Genomic DNA, 17693 nt, shown 5'->3' with positions numbered 1-17693 from the left:
TCGTCCCGCATAGTTTCAGGCCGACAACAGGATCATACGAGCAATGACAACCAACGTGCAGGCGCGGATCGACGGCGTCGAAACCATCCTGGTCGATGTCCCGACCATCCGCCCGCACAAGCTGTCCATGCACACGATGAACAGCCAGACGCTGGTGCTCGTGTTGATCCGTTGCTCGGATGGAACGGTCGGGGTCGGTGAGGGCACCACCATCGGGGGCCTCAGCTATGGCGAGGAAAGCCCCGAAGGCATCAAGCTCACCGTCGATACCTATATCGCGCCGGCCATCCTCGGCGCGGACGCCTCGCGCGTCGCGTCGGTCATGGCCGACGTGAAGCGGCGGGTCAAAGGCAACCGTTTCGCCAAATGTGCCGTCGAGACGGCGCTGCTGGACGCCCTCGGCAAGCGCCTGGGCCTACCGGTGTCTGAACTGCTGGGCGGCCGCCAGCATGACACGCTGCCCGTCGCCTGGACGCTCGCCAGCGGCGACACCACGCGTGACATCGCCGAAGCCGAGCGCATGCTGGATGAGCGCCGGCACAATATCTTCAAGCTCAAGATCGGCCTGCGGCCGGTGAATGACGACGTGGCGCATGTGGCGGCCATCAAGCGGGCCTTGGGCGATCGCGCCAGCGTGCGCGTGGACGTCAACCAGGCTTGGAGCGAGACCGACGCCCGTCGCGGCATTCCGGCGCTGGAAGCCGCCGGCGTGGACCTGATCGAGCAGCCGCTGTCCCGCGACGATCGTGGCGCCCAGGCGCGGCTCAGCGGCCGTTTTGGCGTGGCGATCATGGCCGATGAGGCCCTGCACGGCATCAAGGACGCCTTCGATATCGCGTCGCGCGGTGCCGCTGACGTGTTCGCGCTGAAGATCAATCAGGCCGGCGGACTGTATGACGCAGCCAAGATGGCAGCCGTGGGCGAGGCGGCCGGCATCGGCCTCTATGGCGGCACCATGCTCGAAGGCGGTGTCGGCACCGCGGCATCGGCCCAGGTGTTCTCGACGCTGCCCAAGCTCGCCTGGGGCACCGAACTGTTTGGCCCGCTGCTGCTGACCGAGGAAATCCTGGCGGCGCCGCTGCAATATCGCGACTTTGTCCTGGAGGTCCCGACCGCGCCGGGACTCGGTATCGAGCTGGACATGGACCGCGTTGCATTCTTCCAGCGCGATGGATTTGCGCCGCGGATCTCAAGCAAGACGGCCGTCTGAGACGGATGATGTCGGCCCGGTCACAGCCGTCAGTTTGAGATCCGGGTGTGGGGAGGTTCGGTGGCATGGCTGCCGGACTGGGAGAGACCAAGCTGCCCGGCGCCCAACACGAATATCATTATTCGCATAAGGTATATTATGGAATGTAAATGGGTTAGTGTTTTGAGCGTGTTACGTGATTGAGCCTTGTGCGTCGGTTTTCTTAGCGCGCCAGTGGCCTGCCAATCAGTATCCCGTCGAGGCTCGCCACCGGTCCCATTCATCGCGCTGAGCACCGTGAGATCGACATCAAGAAAAAGAAAGGCCGGCCAATTTGGATTGGCCGGCTCTCATCAATCATGGATGGACAGCGCGATCCGTCAGACGCCGGCCTGGCTGATGAATTTGGTCGACAGATAGGCGTCGAGACCCTCGATGCCGCCTTCGGCACCGTAGCCGGAATCCTTCACGCCGCCGAATGGCGTTTCCGGCAATGCGAGCGCGAAATTGTTGATCGACATCATGCCGGCATCGATATTCGCACCGATGGCCGTCGCGGTCTTGGCCGAGCGCGTGAAGGCGTATGAGGCGAGGCCGTAAGGCAGCCGGTTGGCCTCCTCGACCGCGTCGTCGAACGTGCCGAAACGGCTGATCAGCGCCAGCGGCCCGAACGGCTCGTCATTCATCGCACGGGCCGAGTTCGGCACGTCGGTCATGACCGTCGGCTCGAAGAAATAGCCCTTGTTGCCGACACGATTGCCGCCGGTGGCGACCTTCCCGCCATTGGCCTTGGCGTCCTGCAGCAAGCCTTCGATCGAGGCAATGCGGCGGTCATTGGCGAGCGCGCCCATGGTCGAACTGGCATCGAGTCCGTCGCCGACCTTGATGGCCTTGGCGCCGGCCACGAAGCGCTCGACGAACTGGTCATACACGCCGTCCTGCACCAGGAAGCGCGTCGGCGAGATGCAGACCTGCCCGGCATTGCGATACTTCGCCGCCACCATGATCTTGGCTGCCGATTCCACATCCGCGTCGTCGAACACGATGGCCGGCGCATGACCGCCGAGCTCCATGGTGGCGCGCTTCATGTGCTGGCCAGCCAAGGCAGCGAGATGCTTGCCGACCGGGGTCGATCCCGTGAACGACATCTTGCGGATCACCGGATGCGGAATCAGGAATTCCGACACTTCGGCCGGCACGCCATAGACCAGGTTGACGACGCCGGTCGGAACGCCGGCATCGACGAAAGCGCGGATCAGTTCGGCCGGCGAGGCCGGCGTTTCTTCCGGTGCCTTGACGATGATCGAGCAGCCGGCGGCGAGCGCCGCGGCCAGCTTCTTCACCACCTGGTTGACCGGGAAATTCCACGGCGTGAAGGCGGCGACCGGGCCCACCGGCTCGCGGATCGCCATCTGATAGACGCCCGTGGTGCGCGCCGGGATCAGGCGGCCATAGGCACGGCGGCCTTCCTCGGCGAACCATTCGATGACGTCGGCCGCCGTCATGGTTTCGATCCTCGCTTCGGCGAAGACCTTGCCCTGCTCCATGGTCAGGATCTTTGCGATACTGTCCGCACGCTCGCGGATCAGATCCGCAGCCTTGCGCATCAGCTTCGAGCGCTCATAGGCCGGCATGTCGCGCCAGATCCTGAAGCCGCGATCAGCAGCAGCGACAGCCTCTTCCAGGTCCGCCTTGCTCGCATGAGCGACCGTTCCGATCACTTCCTCGGTGGCCGGATTGATCACGTCGATGGTGCGCTTCGCTTCGGCGTCGCGCCATTTGCCATCGATATGGAGCTGAACATTCGGATAGGTCATCGGTGCTTCCTGTTCGAAAAAGGATCAGGCGCTTCTTACAAGCTCCTGAGGAACCAATACAGGTACAACATGCGATTTATTTCCCTGAACTGGTGATCTGGTTGACGACTTCTCATTCTCTCAAAACCACGGCCGGCGCATCCGCCGGCGATGACGAGCGCCTCCTGTCGTTGACAGCAAGCGCCCTCGCCGATCCCTGATCGACCATGTGACGTGGCGACGTCTGCGACCTCGTTCAGCCACGCGACGGCAGATAGCCGGCGGCAGCGGCGGCCTCGCCGAAGCTCGCGCCGGCCCGGATCCGCTCTTCGACCTTCTCGTCGATCGCCACGATCCGTTCAGCCTGTTCGAGCGCCTTTGCCAGCTGCGCGCGCGGCACGACGACGATGCCGGTGTCATCGCCGACCACCAGGTCGCCCTGGGCCACCCGGACACCACCCACCGTGACGGGCTCGCCCTGGGACTGCAGCTTGAGACGGCGCTTGCCCGTGGTCGGCATGACCCAGCGGCTTGCCAGCCAGAGATCCGTTGCGCGGATTTCGTCCAGATCGCGGCACGCGCCGTCAATCACAACGCCACTGGCGCCTTGCTGCTTGGTGGCCAGCGCGGCCAGGCCGCCCATGGTGGAGATCGGCGCGCCGCCGATATCGACCATCAGGACGTTTCCCGGACCGGCCGACGCGACCAGCGGACCAACGGCGAAATGCGATTTGTCGAAATCGCCCAGCCGCCCGACCTGCTGCCGTGCCGTGACGGCGAAGCCGCACATGCGACCACTGCCACTGCGCTGCGTGAGGCCCTGCAGCACGCCGTCGATGCCCAGTTCGTCGAGCGCGTCCGACCAGCTGCTCACGCCGATCTTCGCGCAACGTCCCAGCAATTCCTGATCACTTGCCGTCATCGGTCATCTCCCTCGATTTTTGATATTGTTCTGGTTTCAACGCGTGGACCTCGCGCGATCAGACGACGGGCGAGCGCCCGCCATCCACATTGATGGCTGTCCCGGTGATGTAGGACGCGTGGTCCGACGCCAGGAAGCAAGCGATGTTGGCGAATTCCTCAGCGGTGCCCATGCGGCCGAGCGGAACGTCGCTGGCGAGGCTGCGCGTGAAATCGTCGAACGACGTGTCGGCAGCGACGGCAGAATATTTCTGCACCCATTGATCGCTGACGATCAGGCCGACGAGCAGGGCGTTGACCAGAATGCCATGCTTAGCGCCTTCCGATGCCATCACCTTGGACAGCGCGAGACCGGCTGCGCGCGTCACCGATGTCGGTGCGCTGCCGGCACGGGGCGCCTTGGCAAAGGTGTTGAGGACGTTGACGATCCGCCCCCAGCCCCGCTCCTTCATGCCGGGCCAGACCAGCCGGCTCAGGCGGATCGCTGCGAACAGCTTGAGATCGAGATCTTCCTGCCACACCTCGTCGGTGATGCCTTCGAAAGCGGATGTGCGCGACGTGCCCGCATTGTTGATCAGGATATCGACGCGTCCGAAGGTCGACAGAACGAAGTCATGAGCCTTCCTGATTTCACCGGCGTCGGAAACGTCACAGCGGAAAGCGCGGACATTCGCATGCCCCTTCCCTTCGAGTTCGCGCACGGCGTCTTCCAGCGCATCCTGTCCGCGTGCCAGCAGGACAACCGACGCGCCGGACTCCGCCAGACGATGCGCGATCGCCAGTCCGATCCCCTTGCTGCCGCCTGTGACCACGGCCACACGTCCATCCATTCTGATCTGCATATCGTCATCCATCCTGCTCAATGGTCCGCTCGTAAATGTGCGATCCGGCGCAACGCAGCGGCCACACAAAACAATGGCCCCATGCAGCGATCTGCATGGGGCCGGTGTCTTACTCCGCCTTGGCGCCGGTGAGTTTCACAATCTCACCCCAACGGTCGAGATCGCGCTGCATGATGGTCTTCAGTTCCTCGGGCGAACTCGGATCGAGCTCGGTGCCGAGCTTCTGCAGGTTCTCCAACATCTTCTCATCCTTCAATGCGGTCGACAGCGCATTGGAAAGCTTGATGACGATGTCCGGGGGCAGGTTCGCCGGGCCGACAAGTGCGAGCCACGCACCGCCCTGCACGTCCGGATACCCCGCTTCCGCCGTGGTCGGCACGTCCGGGAGCAGCGCCACGCGCTTCTTGGTGCTGACCGCAAGCGCACGAACCGAACCGTCCTGGATGAAAGGCAGGCTGCCGGACAGCGTGTCGAATGTGGCGTCGAGACGACCGGCGAGGATGTCGGTCATCGACTGTGCCGTGCCGCGATAGCGGATATGGTTGAAGCTGGTCTTCGAGGCATTTTCGAGCATCGCCATCATGAGATGCGATGTGGTGCCGTTGCCGGTGCTGCCATAGGAGATGATGCCAGGCTTGGCCTTCGCCGCAGCGATGAATTCGGCCGCGGTCTTGTATGGCGCATCCTTGCTGACGGCGAGCACGTAGGGCAGCTGCACGATCTGGCCGACCGGCGTGAAGTCGGTGCGGGAATTGTAGCGCAGGTTCGAATAGACATGCGGGTTGATGGCCAGCGGGCCGGACGCGGAGACCCCAAGCGTGTAGCCGTCGGGCTCGGCCTTGGAGACGGCGGTTGCACCGATGCTGCCGCCCTGCCCGGCGCGGTTGTCGATGATGAAGCGGGAGCCACCCATGCTGCGGGAGAAACTCTCGGCCAGCAGGCGTGCGACGGAGTCGGTTGCCGTTCCCGGCGGGAAACCGACGATGATCGTCACCGGGCGCGCCGGGTAGCTGTCATTGGCATGGGCGACGCCTGCGAATGATAGCATGGCCGCGGTCAGAATGGTAGCGAACTTCATTTTTGTTTCCCTCCGAGTGTCTGTTTTTGGTCGTTGGCAGTGACGTGATTGATCGCGCGCGCCGTTATTCGGACGCGCGCTCCATCTTCAGGAGCTTTCCTGGATTCATGAGATTGTCGGGATCGAAGCACTGCTTGAGCTTGCGCATCATCGTCATCTCGACATCGCTCTTGTAACGCGGCACTTCCTCGATGCGCAGCCGGCCGATGCCGTGTTCGGCGGTGATCGAGCCACCGAGTCTGGCGACGATGTCGTGGACGATCTGGTTGACCTCGGGCAGATAGGATTGCCAGGTCGCCTTGTCGCCGCCTTCCGCCTGCAGCGGATTGTAATGGATGTTGCCGTCACCGAGATGGCCGAAGGCAAAGGAACGGAGGCCCGGAAAGCGCGTTTCGAGCGCGCTGTTCGCTTCCGAAATGAATTGCGCCACCTTCGAGATCGGCACCGAGACGTCATGCTTGTAGGATGCGCCTTCGAGGCGCTGGCCTTCCGGCGTGCCTTCGCGAATGCGCCAGATGGCAGCCGCCTGCTCTGCCGATGAAGCGATCACCCCGTCGATCAGTTCTTCGCCTTCCACCCCTGCCTCGAAGACCGACAGCAATCGCTCTTCCAGCGAGTCATGTTTGCCCTGATCGGCGATCTCGACCAGCAGATACCAGTCGTAACGCGTCGGCAGGGGATCGCGGATGCCCGAATTATGTTTCATCGCCACGTCGATGCAGCGGCGCTCCATCAGTTCGACCGTGGTGATGCATTCACCGAGCATGGACTTTGCACGACGCAGCCACGCCACGGCAGTGACGGGCGATGGTGTCGCGAGGAAAGCTGTTGCCGACGCGGTCGGCAATGGCAGCAGCTTTAGCGTCGCTGCGGTGATGATGCCCAGCGTACCCTCGGCGCCGATGAACATCTGCTTGAGGTCGTAGCCAGCATTGTCCTTTCGCAGCCCGCGCAGGCCGTTCCAGATCTGGCCGTCCGGCAGCACCACTTCCAGACCGGCCACGAGCGCGCGCGCGGTACCGTAACGCAGTGCCTGCACACCGCCGGCATTGGTCGAGATGTTGCCGCCGATCTGGCAGCTGCCTTCGGCCCCGAGGCTGAGCGGAAACAGGCGGCCATTGGCCTTTGCCGTTTCCTGGATCACCTGCAACACGACACCGGCATCGACGGTGATGGTGTCGTTGTCGAGATCGATCTCGCGGATCTTGTTCATGCGCTGCGTGGAGATGACGATCTCGCTGTTATCACCATGCGGCTGGCTTGCTCCAGTCAGGCCGGTGTTACCGCCCTGCGGCACGATCGGGGTGTTGGTCTTCGCGCAGATGGCGACCACGGCCCCAAGTTCTTCGGTCGTGGCAGGCATGACGACGAGCGGCACGCGACCCTCCCAGCTGTCGCGCCATGCGACCATCAGGGGCTGCATGGTGTCGCGATCGGTGATCACGCCACGCTCCCCGACGATCGCGCGGATGGGTTCCAGGACCTCGCTTTCGAACCTGGCCGGGTCCGAAATCAGGCTGCGGGTCGCGTCCCCTTTCGCGGCAGAAAAGATGGTGCCGGCCGTCGTCATGAAGTTCTCCTTATTCGGCCGGTGCGGCTTTGGGCATCGGCTGTTCGCGGACCTGGCCGAGATACAGGGCGACACCGCCAGCGAGAACCATCAATGCTGCAATGGAGAGCAGTGCGATCTGGATGCTGTCGGTGCTCTGCTTCACGATGCCGATCAGCTGCGGACCGAAATAGCCGCCGAGATTGCCAATGCAGTTGATGATGGCGATGCCGACCGCCGCCGCAGCACCAGTGAGGAACGCGGTTGGCAGGGTCCAGAACACCGGTAGCGAGACATTGATACCGATCAGCGCGATGGACAGCGCGATCATGCCGCCAACCGGGCTGCTCATATAGGCCGACATCACCATGCCGATGGCACCGACCATGAGCGGGCCAACCAGATGCCAGATGCGCTCGCCGGTGCGATCCGAGTGGCGCGTCCAGTACACCATGCCGATGGCCGCACCGATGCTCGGAATTGCGGTCAACAGGCCGATATGGAACGGGTCGGTGATACCGTGGGACTGGACCAGGCCCTTGACGATCTGCGGCATCCAGAAGCCGAGACCATAGAGACCAATCACCGGGCCGAGATAGACGAGACCCAGCAGCCACAGACGGCTGCTCTTCAGCGCGTCCATCAGGTGGACGGTGCCGTGATCATGCGTCTGCGCGGCCTCTTCGGCGCGCATCGTGCTGGTCAGCCAGTCGCGCTGTTCCTTGGTCAGCCACTTCGCGTTTTCCGGCTTGTCGGTGAGGTAGTACAGGCACATCACGCCGAGGATGACAGCGGGGATGGCTTCGATCAGGAACATCCAGCGCCAGCCTTCGAGGCCGAGGAAGCCGTGCATCTTGAACAACGCACCGGAAATCGGACCGCCGATGACGCTGGCCAGCGGCGTCGTCAGGATGAACAGACCGAAGGTGCGGCCGCGATATTTCGCCGGGAACCAGAGCGTCAGATACAGGATGATGCCGGGGAAGAAGCCGGCTTCGGCGATGCCGAGCAGGAAGCGCAGCGACAGGAAACCCCACTGCCCCTGGATGAACGCCATCGCGCCGGAGAAGATACCCCAGGTGATCATGATGCGCGCGATCCACACACGTGCACCGAACTTGCGAAGCGCGAGATTGCTCGGCGGTTCGCACAGCACATAACCGATGAAGAAGATGCCGGCGCCAAGACCGAACAAGGCGGGCGAGAATCCCAGATCCGCATTCATGGCAAGCGCAGCGAAGCCGACATTCACGCGGTCGAGCCAGCTGATAAAATAGCAGATACAAAGGAACGGAATCAGGCGCCATGTGATGCGCTTGATCGTTGCGCTTTCGATATCCTGCATTGGTGTTTCCCCGTCAGAAAAGTTTTTGAAGAGCCCCGTTCGGGGCTCTCGCTTGTGATGCATCAGGTCGATTGTCGGCCGATGCGTCAGACGCTGCGACCGCCATCAATCTCGAGAATGACGCCGGTCAGGAATTCGGCTTCGTCGGAGGCGAGGAACAGCGCCGCATTGGCGACGTCGCGCGGCTGCGCCAGACGGCCGAGCGGCACGATGGCGCGCATCTGCGCCCGCAGCTCCGGCGTGTCGGCGCCGCCGATGAAGGTCTTCAGCAGCGGCGTTTCGGTGGCGACAGGCGCCAGCGCGTTGACGCGGATCTGCGCTTCGGCGAGTTCGAGCGCCAGCGTCTTGGTGAGGTTATGCACCGCGCCCTTGCTGGCATTGTAATATGCGAGGCCGGGACGCGGACGATTGCCGGCGGTCGAGCCGACATTAAGGATGACGCCGCCGCCCTGCTTGCGCATCACCGGCGAGATCGCCGCACAGTAATGGAAGATCGACTTCAGATTGACGTCGAACATGCGATCGAATTCAGCCTCGGAGACGCCCTCGAACGGGCCTTTCTCGTGGCTGGTGCCGGCATTGTTGATCAGGATGTCGATCTTGCCGAACGCCTTGACGCCATCGTCGATGGTCCGCTGCACGTCGGCAACCTTGGTGACATCGGCCTGCACCGCAACGGCGCCGCCACCGATCTTCTCGGCAGCGCTCTTGGCAGCATCGGCATTCCAGTCGACGACGACGATGCGTGCGCCTTCCTGCGCAAAACGCTCGGCAATGGCGAGGCCGATTCCCGAACCGGCGCCCGTGACCAATGCGACTTTATCCTGCAAACGCTTCAAACCGTTCCTCCTGATCCCAACTCGCACAACGCCTCCCGGCCGTCGTCCAAGAAGATCGGAGGGGTGTGGCTCAACAAATTTTGCCGCATTCACCCCGAACCGGGCGGCAGCGGAAAGCCCGGCTACGCTGATATCAGCTATAACTTTATTGCAAAGGCGATTTTGGAAGCCATTTGAGGTCTTCCAGACGCCACCATCTTACCGTGGCGAGCGCAGCACCGTGCCATCCACATTGCGGGTTACGCCGCGTAGCACATCGAGCGGCACGCTGCGCTCCACTTCTTCCTCGATGATGCGCACCGTTGCACGAACCAGCGGCGTCACCGGCTTGTTGCTCGGCGTGGCGATCACCAGCAGCGCGCGCATCGCCGGCGAGGCGAACGGCCGCACCCGTAGCTTGCCATCTTTGACCTCGCGATGCACCGAACCGAACGGCAGCACCGTCGTGCCAACCCCCCGCTCCACCAACTGCTTCAGCGCCGCCACGCAATCCACTTCGGTCACAACGCGCGGACGCACGCCCTCGGCAGCACAGGCTGAATCCAGCACGCGGCGCAGCCCGTTTTCCTGACCGGGCAACACGCAGTCACGCCCGGCCAGGTCGGCCAGCATCACGGGAGTATCGTCATCGACATCGTTTTCCGAAGGTCGCTCGATCAGGAACAGATCTTCCAGCAAGAGCGGCGTGGCGATCAGGCTCGGACTGCTGCGCGCGTCATAGAGAACCGCCACATCAATGCGCTGGGATTCCGTCCATTCCAGCAGCACCGCGCTGAACGCCTCGCGAATGCGCAGCCGCGCCTTCGGGAATTCCGCGGCAAAGCGCAGCGCCAGATCGGCGCCAAGGCTTGCCGCCAGCGATGGCGGAATGCCGAGCGTGATCTGGCCAGACACGTCGAGCGTCCCCGCGGTCAGTTCCTCGCGCACGTCGGACAATTGCTGGATCACACGCTGGCTGACATCGAGAAACCGCTGGCCGGCCTCCGTCAGCGTGACGCCGCGGCCGTGCCGGTAGAACAGCGGCCCGCGCAATTCGGCCTCCAGCTTGCCTATCTGCCGGCTCAGCGCCGGCTGGCTGACACCCAGCCGCACCGCTGCCCGCGACAGCGAGCCGACGGCGGCGGTTTCTAGGAAGTAACGAATCTCGAGCAAGTCCACGGGGCACCAGGCTTTGGCATCTACGTTTTGGTTATAGCTTTTATCTGTGCCAGCGCATAGGTCGCAGCTTTCATGGTCCTTATCGTCGCGCGCGGGTGCCAAGTCGGGCACTCCAACGATTACAAGGACTTGCCATGCCCTCATCGCCGCTTTCGAGTCTCAGTTACGAATATCTGGACGCGATGCAGCGCGCATTTGAGGCCGATCCGCAGTCGGTCGAACCCGGCTGGCGGGTCCTTTTCGAGGTTCTTGCCGACACCGGCGCCGCCAATCTCACCGCCGATGATCGCCAGATCCAGCGCGACGCCCTCTGGCGCGACCGCGGCCATATGCAGGCCCAGCTCGACCCGCTGACACCCCGTTCCGCCACGCCCGAGCGCCTGCAGGCCGTCTATGCGGGCACGCTAGCCGTTGAAACCGCCCATATCGACGACGACAGCAAGCGCAACTGGCTGCGCACCGCCGTGGAAACCGGGGCCGGCCTGCCCGCCCCCGAAGCACCGCGCCAGTTGCTGAGCGATCTCATCGCCGCCGAGGAATTCGAATCCTTCCTCGGCAAGAAATTTCCCACCAAGAAGCGTTTCGGTGCCGAGGGCGCCGAAGCCATTGTGCCGCTGCTGCGCCGCGTGTTGACCCGCGCCGCCGCCGATGGCGTCACGCGCGTGGTCATCGGCACCATGCATCGTGGTCGATTGTCACTTATGCACAATGTGCTCGGCCGCTCCTTCGCCCGCCTCATCGCCGAGATCAAAGGCGCGCATCCCTTCCCCGCCGATGCACCGCGTCCCGGCGACGTGCCTTATCATCTTGGTTTTGACACCGAGTTGACGCTAGGCGGCCGCACCATTTCAGTCACGATGCTGGCGAATCCATCGCATCTGGAGGCGGTCGATCCGCTGGTTCTCGGCGCCGCGCGCGCCGCGCAGGACGTTGCTGGCAACCGCGAAACCATTTTGCCGATCATCATCCACACCGACGCCGCCGTGATCGGCCAGGGCCTCGTCTCCGAATGCATCCAGCTCGGCGGTCCCGCCGGCTACAATGTCGGCGGCACCGTGCATCTGATCATCAACAACCAGATCGGCTTCACCACCGAGCAGCAGGAAGCACGCACCTCGCGCTACTGCACCGGCTCGTGGAAAGCCGTGGACAGCGCCATCCTGCACGTCAATGGCGACGATCCCGCAGCGGTGGCGAAGGCCGCAGACATCGCGGTGGCCTGGCGGCAGATCCAGAAATGCGACGCCGTCATCGACCTCGTCTGCTATCGCCGCAACGGCCATAACGAAATTGACGAGCCGACTTTCACCCAGCCTGCGCTCTATGCGCGCATCGCCGAGCATCCGGCGGTGGCGCAGACCTTTGCCGATCAGCAGATCAAGGCTGGTAGCGTTACCGAAGCCGACATCACTGCGATGCGCGACGCCGTGCGTGCACGATTGCAGGCGGGATACGACGAGGCCGCTGGCTATCGCATCAATGCCAGCGGCTTTCCGCCACGTTCAGCATCGCGCCCGAACGATGCCGGCGTTCGCGTAGAGACGCTGCAGGCACTGTCCGACCTGCTGGCCACACCGCCCGACGGCATGACGGTGCATCCGCGCATGGGCCGCGTGTTGAAACAGCGCCTGATCGATGTCGCCGGCATTCCTTGGCCATCGGCCGAGAGCCTCGCATTCGGCAGCCTGCTGCTGGACGGCGTGCCGGTCCGCCTCTCCGGCCAGGACGTGGTGCGCGGCGCCTTCTCGCAGCGTCATTTCTCGCTCGCGGATTTCAAGACCAACGCCAAGCATGTCGGCCTCGCCAATGTCGCCGCAACGCAGGCGAAGTTCGAAGCCTTCAACTCGCCACTGTCCGAATATGCCGTGCTCGGCTTCGAATATGGCTACAGCCTTGAGCGCAGCGATGCACTGGTGATCTGGGAAGCGCAGTTCGGCGACTTCGCCAATGGCGCGCAGATCATGATCGACCAGTTCGTTACTGCCGCCGAAGCAAAATGGTGCAGCCCGTCGCGCCTGGTGATGTTGCTGCCGCACGGCCTCGAAGGTCAGGGACCGGAGCACTCGTCGGCGCGCATCGAGCGCTATCTGCAGCTCGCCGCCGACAACAATGTCCGCATCGTCAATCCATCGACGCCGGCAAACTACTTCCATCTGCTGCGCGCGCAGGGCCTCGGCCAGCATGATTGCCCGCTGATCGTGATGGCGGCGAAGAAATTGCTCCGCTACCCGACAGCATTGTCGCCGCTGGCAGACTTTCAGCCGGGCAGCGCGTTCAAGCCGGTGATCTCCAGCATTCCCGGCGGCACCATCGACACCGTTCTGATGTGCTCGGGCAAGATCGCCTACGATCTCGAGGAAGAGCGTGCGGCGCGCAATGCGTCGAATGTCGCGATCCTGCGTCTCGAATGCCTGTACCCGCTGCCGTCCGACCAGATTGGTGCGCTGCTCAAGCGCTGGCCCAATGCGCAATTCGCCTGGGTGCAGGAGGAACCGCAGAATATGGGCGCATGGAACTGGCTGGATCGCCGGCTCGAAACCATCGCCCGGGATGCTGGTTGCGAGCAACCGACCTTCACCTATGTGGGCCGACCGGAATCCTCTTCTCCTGCGGGTAGTTTTCACGGTAGTCACGACGCCGATCAGCGGGCCATCGTTGAACGCGCCTTCTCGCTCGGCGCGGGCGATGCCGCAAAAACAAAGAGTCAGGCAGCATGACCACCGGTATCCTGAATGGGCTTCGCGTTGTCGAAGTCTCCGCTTTTATCGCAGCCCCGATCGGCGGCATGACGCTCGCGCAGCTCGGCGCCGAGGTCATCCGCATCGATCCGATCGGCGGCAATATCGATTATCGCCGCTGGCCGCTGTCGCCATCGGGCAGCAGCCTCTACTGGTCGAGCCTCAATCGCGGCAAGCGCTCCATTGCCATCGCGCTCGACAAGCCCGAGGGGCAGGAGATCGCGCGCGCGCTGATCACCCAGCCGGGCGAAGACAGCGGCATCCTGCTCACCAACCTGCCCGCCTCCGGCTGGATGAGCTACAAGCAACTGTCGGAACATCGTAACGACCTGATCATGCTGCGCCTCACCGGCAATCATGATGGCTCGGGGGCCGTGGACTACACCGTCAACTGTGCCACCGGCTTTCCGACTGCGACGGGCGCGACCACCGATCCGGTCAATCACGTGCTGCCGGCATGGGACATTGCCGCGGGCCTTTATCTCTCCACCGGCCTGCTTGCCGCCGAACGCGCGCGTCGCAAGGACAAGCAGGGCCGCGAACTCACGCTCGCTCTGTCGGATGTCGCGCTCGCCAGTGTCGGCAATCTCGGCTATCTCGCCGATGTGCAGGTGAACGGCACCGTCCGCCAGCCGATGGGCAACGATCTCTACGGCGCGCTCGGCCGCGACTTCAAGACGAAGGACGGTCGCTTCGTGATGATCGTCGCCATCTCCAACCGGCAGTGGCGCGCCATCGGCAAGGCCACCGGCCTGACCGACAAATTCGCCATGATCGGCCCGATGATGGATGTCGATCTAAACACCGAAGGCGGACGTTTCGAGGCGCGCGGTGCGATCTTCGCGCTGCTCGAACACTGGTGCGGCGCGCGTAGCCTCGCGGAGATCCGCAGCGCCCTCGATGGCAGCGGCGTGCTGTGGGGCCCCTATCAGGATTTCGGCCAGTTGTTGGCGGAAGATCCGCGCTGCTCCGAAGCCAATCCGATGTTCGGCCGCATCGATCAGCCCGGCGCCGGCAACATTCTGGCTCCTGCAGGCCCATTGGGCTTTGTCGGCAGCGGCCGCGTGCCGCCGCAGCCCGCGCCCGTGCTCGGCCAGGACACCGATCGCGTGCTGAGCGACGTGCTCGGCCTCAGCGGCGCTGCCATCGGCAAGCTGCATGACGCCGGCACCATCGCTGGTCCTGACAAGGCCGGCACGAAGACCAACTAAAGAACACCAAGCGAGATCATCATGTCAGTTACCGCGGATCAGCGATCCCTCCTCGCCCATTGCGCCGCCATTCTCAATGCCGCGGAGCGCCTGAACGACGCCACAACGCGCGCCATGCGCGACATGGTCGGCAAGGACGGCCAGCCCGATGCTGCCAAGCTCGAAACGCATCAATATTCGGCGCATGGCCTGTCTTGGCAGACCACTTATGTGGAAGCGCTGCGCCAGTCGCTCGCCTGGGCGAACACGCTCGCCTCCGAACAGAAGCTCGGTGCAGCCGAAACCAGTATCCTGCATCTCGGCTTCGCAGAATATGGCGCGCAGCTCGCCGGCGGCATTGCCATGAGCCAGACGGAGGTGATCCGCCCGGCCGATATGGGCGTCGCCGCCGAGGACATCGCGCGTTTCGCCGCGGAGCCTGCGCTTGCCGCCCTGTCGGATCGCACGGCCATCGAGCAGTCGCGCAAGACGCTGGTGGACGAAATCTCCGAAGGCCGCTTCGGCGAACTCGCGCTCAATGACGACGTGCTGGAAGCCACGCGTGACCAGTTCCTGCGCTTCACCGCCGCCGAGATCACCCCGCATGCGCAGCAATGGCATGACAATAACGAGCTGATCCCCCTGCCGCTGGTGGAGAAGCTCGCAGACATGGGCGTGTTCGGCACCACCGTGCCGGAAGAATTCGGCGGCCTCGGGCTCGGCAAGGTCGCCATGTGCCTGATTTCGGAAGCACTGAGCAGCGGCTATATCGGCGTCGGCTCGCTCGGCACCCGCTCGGAGATCGCGGCAGAACTGATCCGTCTCGGCGGCACCGATGCGCAGAAGGACGCGTATCTCAGCAAGATCGCCAGCGGCGAGATCCTGCCGACTGCGGTTTTCACCGAACCGAATACGGGCTCGGACCTTGGCAGCCTGCGCACCCGTGCTGTACGCGAAGGCGATGTCTACAAGGTCTATGGCGCCAAGACATGGATTACCCATGGCTCGCGCTCGGACCTGATGACGCTGCTGGTGCGCACCAATCCCGATGCCGGCGGCTATCGCGGCCTGTCCATGCTGCTGGCGCCGAAGCCGCGCGGCACCGATGCCGATCCGTTCCCGGCCAAGGGAATGAGCGGCACCGAGATCGAAGTGCTCGGCTATCGCGGCATGAAAGAATACGAAATCTCCTTCGACGGTTTTGAAGTGCCGGCCGAAAACCTGCTCGGCGGGGTCGAGGGCCAGGGCTTCAAGCAGCTCATGGAAACGTTCGAGAGCGCGCGCATCCAGACGGCGGCGCGTGCGCTCGGCGTCGCGCAGAATGCGCTGGAGCTCGGCCTGCAATATGCCCGCGACCGCGCGCAATTCGGCAAGGCGATCGTGAACTTCCCGCGCGTCCACGCCAAGCTCGCTTTCATGGCGACCGAAACCATGATGGCCCGCCAACTCTCCTATTTCGCCGCGCGCCAGAAGGATGCGGGCCGCCGCTGCGACATCGAGGCGGGCATGGCAAAACTGCTCGCCGCCCGTGTTGCTTTCGCCAATGCGGATTGCGCGCTACAGATCCATGGCGGCAACGGCTATGCGCTGGAATACGCGATCAGCCGCGTGCTGTGCGACAGCCGCATCCTGTCGATCTTCGAGGGCGCTGCGGAAATCCAGGCCCAGGTGATCGCCCGCGGACTTTTGTCGCGCCAGAACTAGGCATTCAACAATGCCCGCTTCGCACCGGAAGCGGGCATTGTTGGGCGGCTCGGCCGATGGAGGACCAAGCCGCCTTCATGTTGCCTGACCGCCGGAGAAGCTTGTCGTCAACGAATGCTCATGGCTGCCACATTGCAGCGTGGCCGACAGGACGACCTTCGCCTGCGACGACAATTCCGCCGCGGGCTTGCCCCCATCACGGCCGGCAAACCCAGGCTCGTCGCTATCATAGCCGGCGTCGGAAAGCTGCTCGCTAGTTTCAACGCCATCCCCGGGGCAGAACGCGATGGCTGCCCAAAAGCGCTTACCCTGAACGACGGTTGCTCCCGGCACCGGGGCGCGCCAGCAACATAAGTTGGGATAACCATCACTCAACCTTACGTTTTGGACCTATTCCAACAACGCTTTCAGCGGCCGCACGCTAGATGACCTTCGTCAGGCGTATGGAACATGTGCCGGTATGGGGGCTGATGTGACGAAGTTCGGAACACGCGCGATATTGATGGGCGTGGTGGGCGGCATGGCATTGACGGCGGAATGGTCGATGGAGGCACTGGCGCAGTCGACGCTTCCACCTGTCACGGTGGACGAACCGCGGGCACGACCAAAGCCGCGGACGGTCAGTCGCCCGCGAGTCGCTACGCCGCGGACGGCCGCCCGCTCTACTGCCCCGCCAGCAGTCTCGGCGGCGCCATCGATCAGCCCCAACAGCCGCTCCACGATATCGACGCTGCCATCTTATGCTGGCGGTCAGGTGGCACGCGGCGGCCAGCTTGGACTGCTCGGCAATCGCGGTTTCATGGATACGCCCTTCAACCAGATCAGTTACACGCAGAAGACGATCCAGGATCAACAAGCGAAGACGCTCGGAGAGATCCTGCAGAACGACCCGTCGGTGAGCCCGATGGCGACGCGCTACAGCTCGCTGAACACCACCTATTATCGCGGCTTCGCGGCGTCGCCGACCTACAACACCGACCTGTCGATGAATGGCCTGTTCGGCCTCGTCCCGTTCTATTCGCCGTCGCTCATCAATATCGAACGCGTTGAAGTGCTGAAGGGGCCGAGTGCGCTCCTGAACGGCATGCCGGTCGGAGGCGCGGTCGGCGGCAGCGTCAATCTCGTGACCAAAATGGCCGGCGACGAGCCGCTCGCGCAACTTACCTCGAGCTACGTCTCGCGCTCGATCTTCGGCCAGCATGTCGATCTCGGCCAGCGCTATGGCGACAACAAGGAGTTCGGCATCCGCTTCAACGGATCCTATGCCAAGGGCGATACCGCGATCTCACCGCAGGCCTTCGAGCAGGGCGTCGGCACGCTCAATATGGATTATCGCAGCGAGCG

General features: G+C 63.6%; 14 protein-coding genes. 5 read left to right on the top strand and 9 right to left on the bottom strand.

From position 1 onward, the window contains the following. Positions 1 to 43 precede the first annotated feature (43 nt). A complete protein-coding gene (locus ACIQ17_RS08715) occupies positions 44 to 1210 on the top strand; it encodes a muconate/chloromuconate family cycloisomerase (protein WP_398467474.1) in 1167 nt (388 codons plus the stop codon). 359 nt (positions 1211 to 1569) lie between these two features. Here ACIQ17_RS08715 and ACIQ17_RS08710 read toward each other — a convergent pair whose 3' ends face one another. The 8 genes from ACIQ17_RS08710 to ACIQ17_RS08675 all read right to left on the bottom strand — a co-directional run bounded on the left by ACIQ17_RS08710 (position 1570) and on the right by ACIQ17_RS08675 (position 10819). After that, a complete protein-coding gene (locus ACIQ17_RS08710) occupies positions 1570 to 3006 on the bottom strand; it encodes an NAD-dependent succinate-semialdehyde dehydrogenase (protein WP_398467472.1) in 1437 nt (478 codons plus the stop codon). Positions 3007 to 3241: 235 nt separating this feature from the next. Continuing rightward, a complete protein-coding gene (locus ACIQ17_RS08705) occupies positions 3242 to 3907 on the bottom strand; it encodes an RraA family protein (RefSeq protein ID WP_398467470.1) in 666 nt (221 codons plus the stop codon). A 58-nt stretch (positions 3908 to 3965) separates the two neighbouring features. After that, positions 3966 to 4748 carry an SDR family oxidoreductase gene (locus tag ACIQ17_RS08700; RefSeq protein WP_398467468.1) on the bottom strand — a complete coding sequence of 261 codons (783 nt, stop codon included), beginning with the start codon at positions 4746 to 4748 and terminating at the stop codon, positions 3966 to 3968. A gap of 109 nt (positions 4749 to 4857) precedes the next feature. Beyond that, positions 4858 to 5826 (bottom strand): Bug family tripartite tricarboxylate transporter substrate binding protein, encoded by a 969-nt coding sequence (locus ACIQ17_RS08695; protein WP_398467466.1) that lies wholly within the window; start codon positions 5824 to 5826, stop codon positions 4858 to 4860. Between the two features lie 64 nt (positions 5827 to 5890). Further along, positions 5891 to 7396: an FAD-binding oxidoreductase gene (locus ACIQ17_RS08690; protein WP_398467464.1), complete on the bottom strand. Its 1506-nt coding sequence runs from the start codon at positions 7394 to 7396 to the stop codon at positions 5891 to 5893. 10 nt (positions 7397 to 7406) lie between these two features. Further along, positions 7407 to 8720, bottom strand: coding sequence for an MFS transporter (locus tag ACIQ17_RS08685; protein WP_398467462.1), 1314 nt, complete (start codon positions 8718 to 8720; stop codon positions 7407 to 7409). An 86-nt stretch (positions 8721 to 8806) separates the two neighbouring features. Further along, entirely contained in the window at positions 8807 to 9559 is a 753-nt protein-coding gene (locus ACIQ17_RS08680; RefSeq protein ID WP_398467460.1) for a glucose 1-dehydrogenase, read from the bottom strand. 198 nt (positions 9560 to 9757) lie between these two features. Then, the gene (locus tag ACIQ17_RS08675; RefSeq protein ID WP_398467458.1) at positions 9758 to 10819 is read right to left on the bottom strand and encodes a LysR family transcriptional regulator; all 1062 of its coding nucleotides are present in this window, start codon (positions 10817 to 10819) and stop codon (positions 9758 to 9760) included. A gap of 32 nt (positions 10820 to 10851) precedes the next feature. Here ACIQ17_RS08675 and ACIQ17_RS08670 point away from each other — a divergent pair, with 32 nt between their 5' ends. Genes ACIQ17_RS08670 through ACIQ17_RS08660 form a run of 3 tightly spaced genes read left to right on the top strand, consistent with a single transcriptional unit; the run spans position 10852 to position 16349 of the window. Then, positions 10852 to 13434 carry a 2-oxoglutarate dehydrogenase E1 component gene (locus ACIQ17_RS08670; RefSeq protein ID WP_398467456.1) on the top strand — a complete coding sequence of 861 codons (2583 nt, stop codon included), beginning with the start codon at positions 10852 to 10854 and terminating at the stop codon, positions 13432 to 13434. Then, positions 13431 to 14666, top strand: coding sequence for a CoA transferase (locus ACIQ17_RS08665; RefSeq protein WP_398467454.1), 1236 nt, complete (start codon positions 13431 to 13433; stop codon positions 14664 to 14666). Before ACIQ17_RS08670 ends, ACIQ17_RS08665 begins: the two co-directional genes overlap by 4 nt. Positions 14667 to 14687: 21 nt before the next feature. Further along, positions 14688 to 16349 carry an acyl-CoA dehydrogenase family protein gene (locus ACIQ17_RS08660; RefSeq protein ID WP_398467452.1) on the top strand — a complete coding sequence of 554 codons (1662 nt, stop codon included), beginning with the start codon at positions 14688 to 14690 and terminating at the stop codon, positions 16347 to 16349. A 75-nt stretch (positions 16350 to 16424) separates the two neighbouring features. On the opposite strand, the gene ACIQ17_RS08655 is transcribed toward ACIQ17_RS08660, so the two are convergent. Beyond that, positions 16425 to 16682 (bottom strand): hypothetical protein, encoded by a 258-nt coding sequence (locus ACIQ17_RS08655; RefSeq protein WP_398467450.1) that lies wholly within the window; start codon positions 16680 to 16682, stop codon positions 16425 to 16427. A 139-nt stretch (positions 16683 to 16821) separates the two neighbouring features. Here ACIQ17_RS08655 and ACIQ17_RS08650 point away from each other — a divergent pair. Beyond that, the coding region (locus tag ACIQ17_RS08650; RefSeq protein WP_398467448.1) for a TonB-dependent receptor plug domain-containing protein at positions 16822 to 17693 on the top strand (872 nt) is incomplete at its 3' end.

This window comes from Tardiphaga sp. (genome assembly GCF_044340795.1).
Taxonomy (GTDB): Bacteria; Pseudomonadota; Alphaproteobacteria; order Rhizobiales; family Xanthobacteraceae; genus Tardiphaga.
This window is presented reverse-complemented; position numbering and strand designations above follow the sequence as displayed.

Coding starts and splice junctions, on each gene's coding strand:
- ACIQ17_RS08715 (WP_398467474.1), top strand. CDS start 44: ATGACAACCAACGTGCAGGCGCGGATCGACGGCGTCGAAACCATCCTG.
- ACIQ17_RS08710 (WP_398467472.1), bottom strand. CDS start 3,006: ATGACCTATCCGAATGTTCAGCTCCATATCGATGGCAAATGGCGCGAC.
- ACIQ17_RS08705 (WP_398467470.1), bottom strand. CDS start 3,907: ATGACGGCAAGTGATCAGGAATTGCTGGGACGTTGCGCGAAGATCGGC.
- ACIQ17_RS08700 (WP_398467468.1), bottom strand. CDS start 4,748: ATGCAGATCAGAATGGATGGACGTGTGGCCGTGGTCACAGGCGGCAGC.
- ACIQ17_RS08695 (WP_398467466.1), bottom strand. CDS start 5,826: ATGAAGTTCGCTACCATTCTGACCGCGGCCATGCTATCATTCGCAGGC.
- ACIQ17_RS08690 (WP_398467464.1), bottom strand. CDS start 7,396: ATGACGACGGCCGGCACCATCTTTTCTGCCGCGAAAGGGGACGCGACC.
- ACIQ17_RS08685 (WP_398467462.1), bottom strand. CDS start 8,720: ATGCAGGATATCGAAAGCGCAACGATCAAGCGCATCACATGGCGCCTG.
- ACIQ17_RS08670 (WP_398467456.1), top strand. CDS start 10,852: ATGCCCTCATCGCCGCTTTCGAGTCTCAGTTACGAATATCTGGACGCG.
- ACIQ17_RS08665 (WP_398467454.1), top strand. CDS start 13,431: ATGACCACCGGTATCCTGAATGGGCTTCGCGTTGTCGAAGTCTCCGCT.
- ACIQ17_RS08660 (WP_398467452.1), top strand. CDS start 14,688: ATGTCAGTTACCGCGGATCAGCGATCCCTCCTCGCCCATTGCGCCGCC.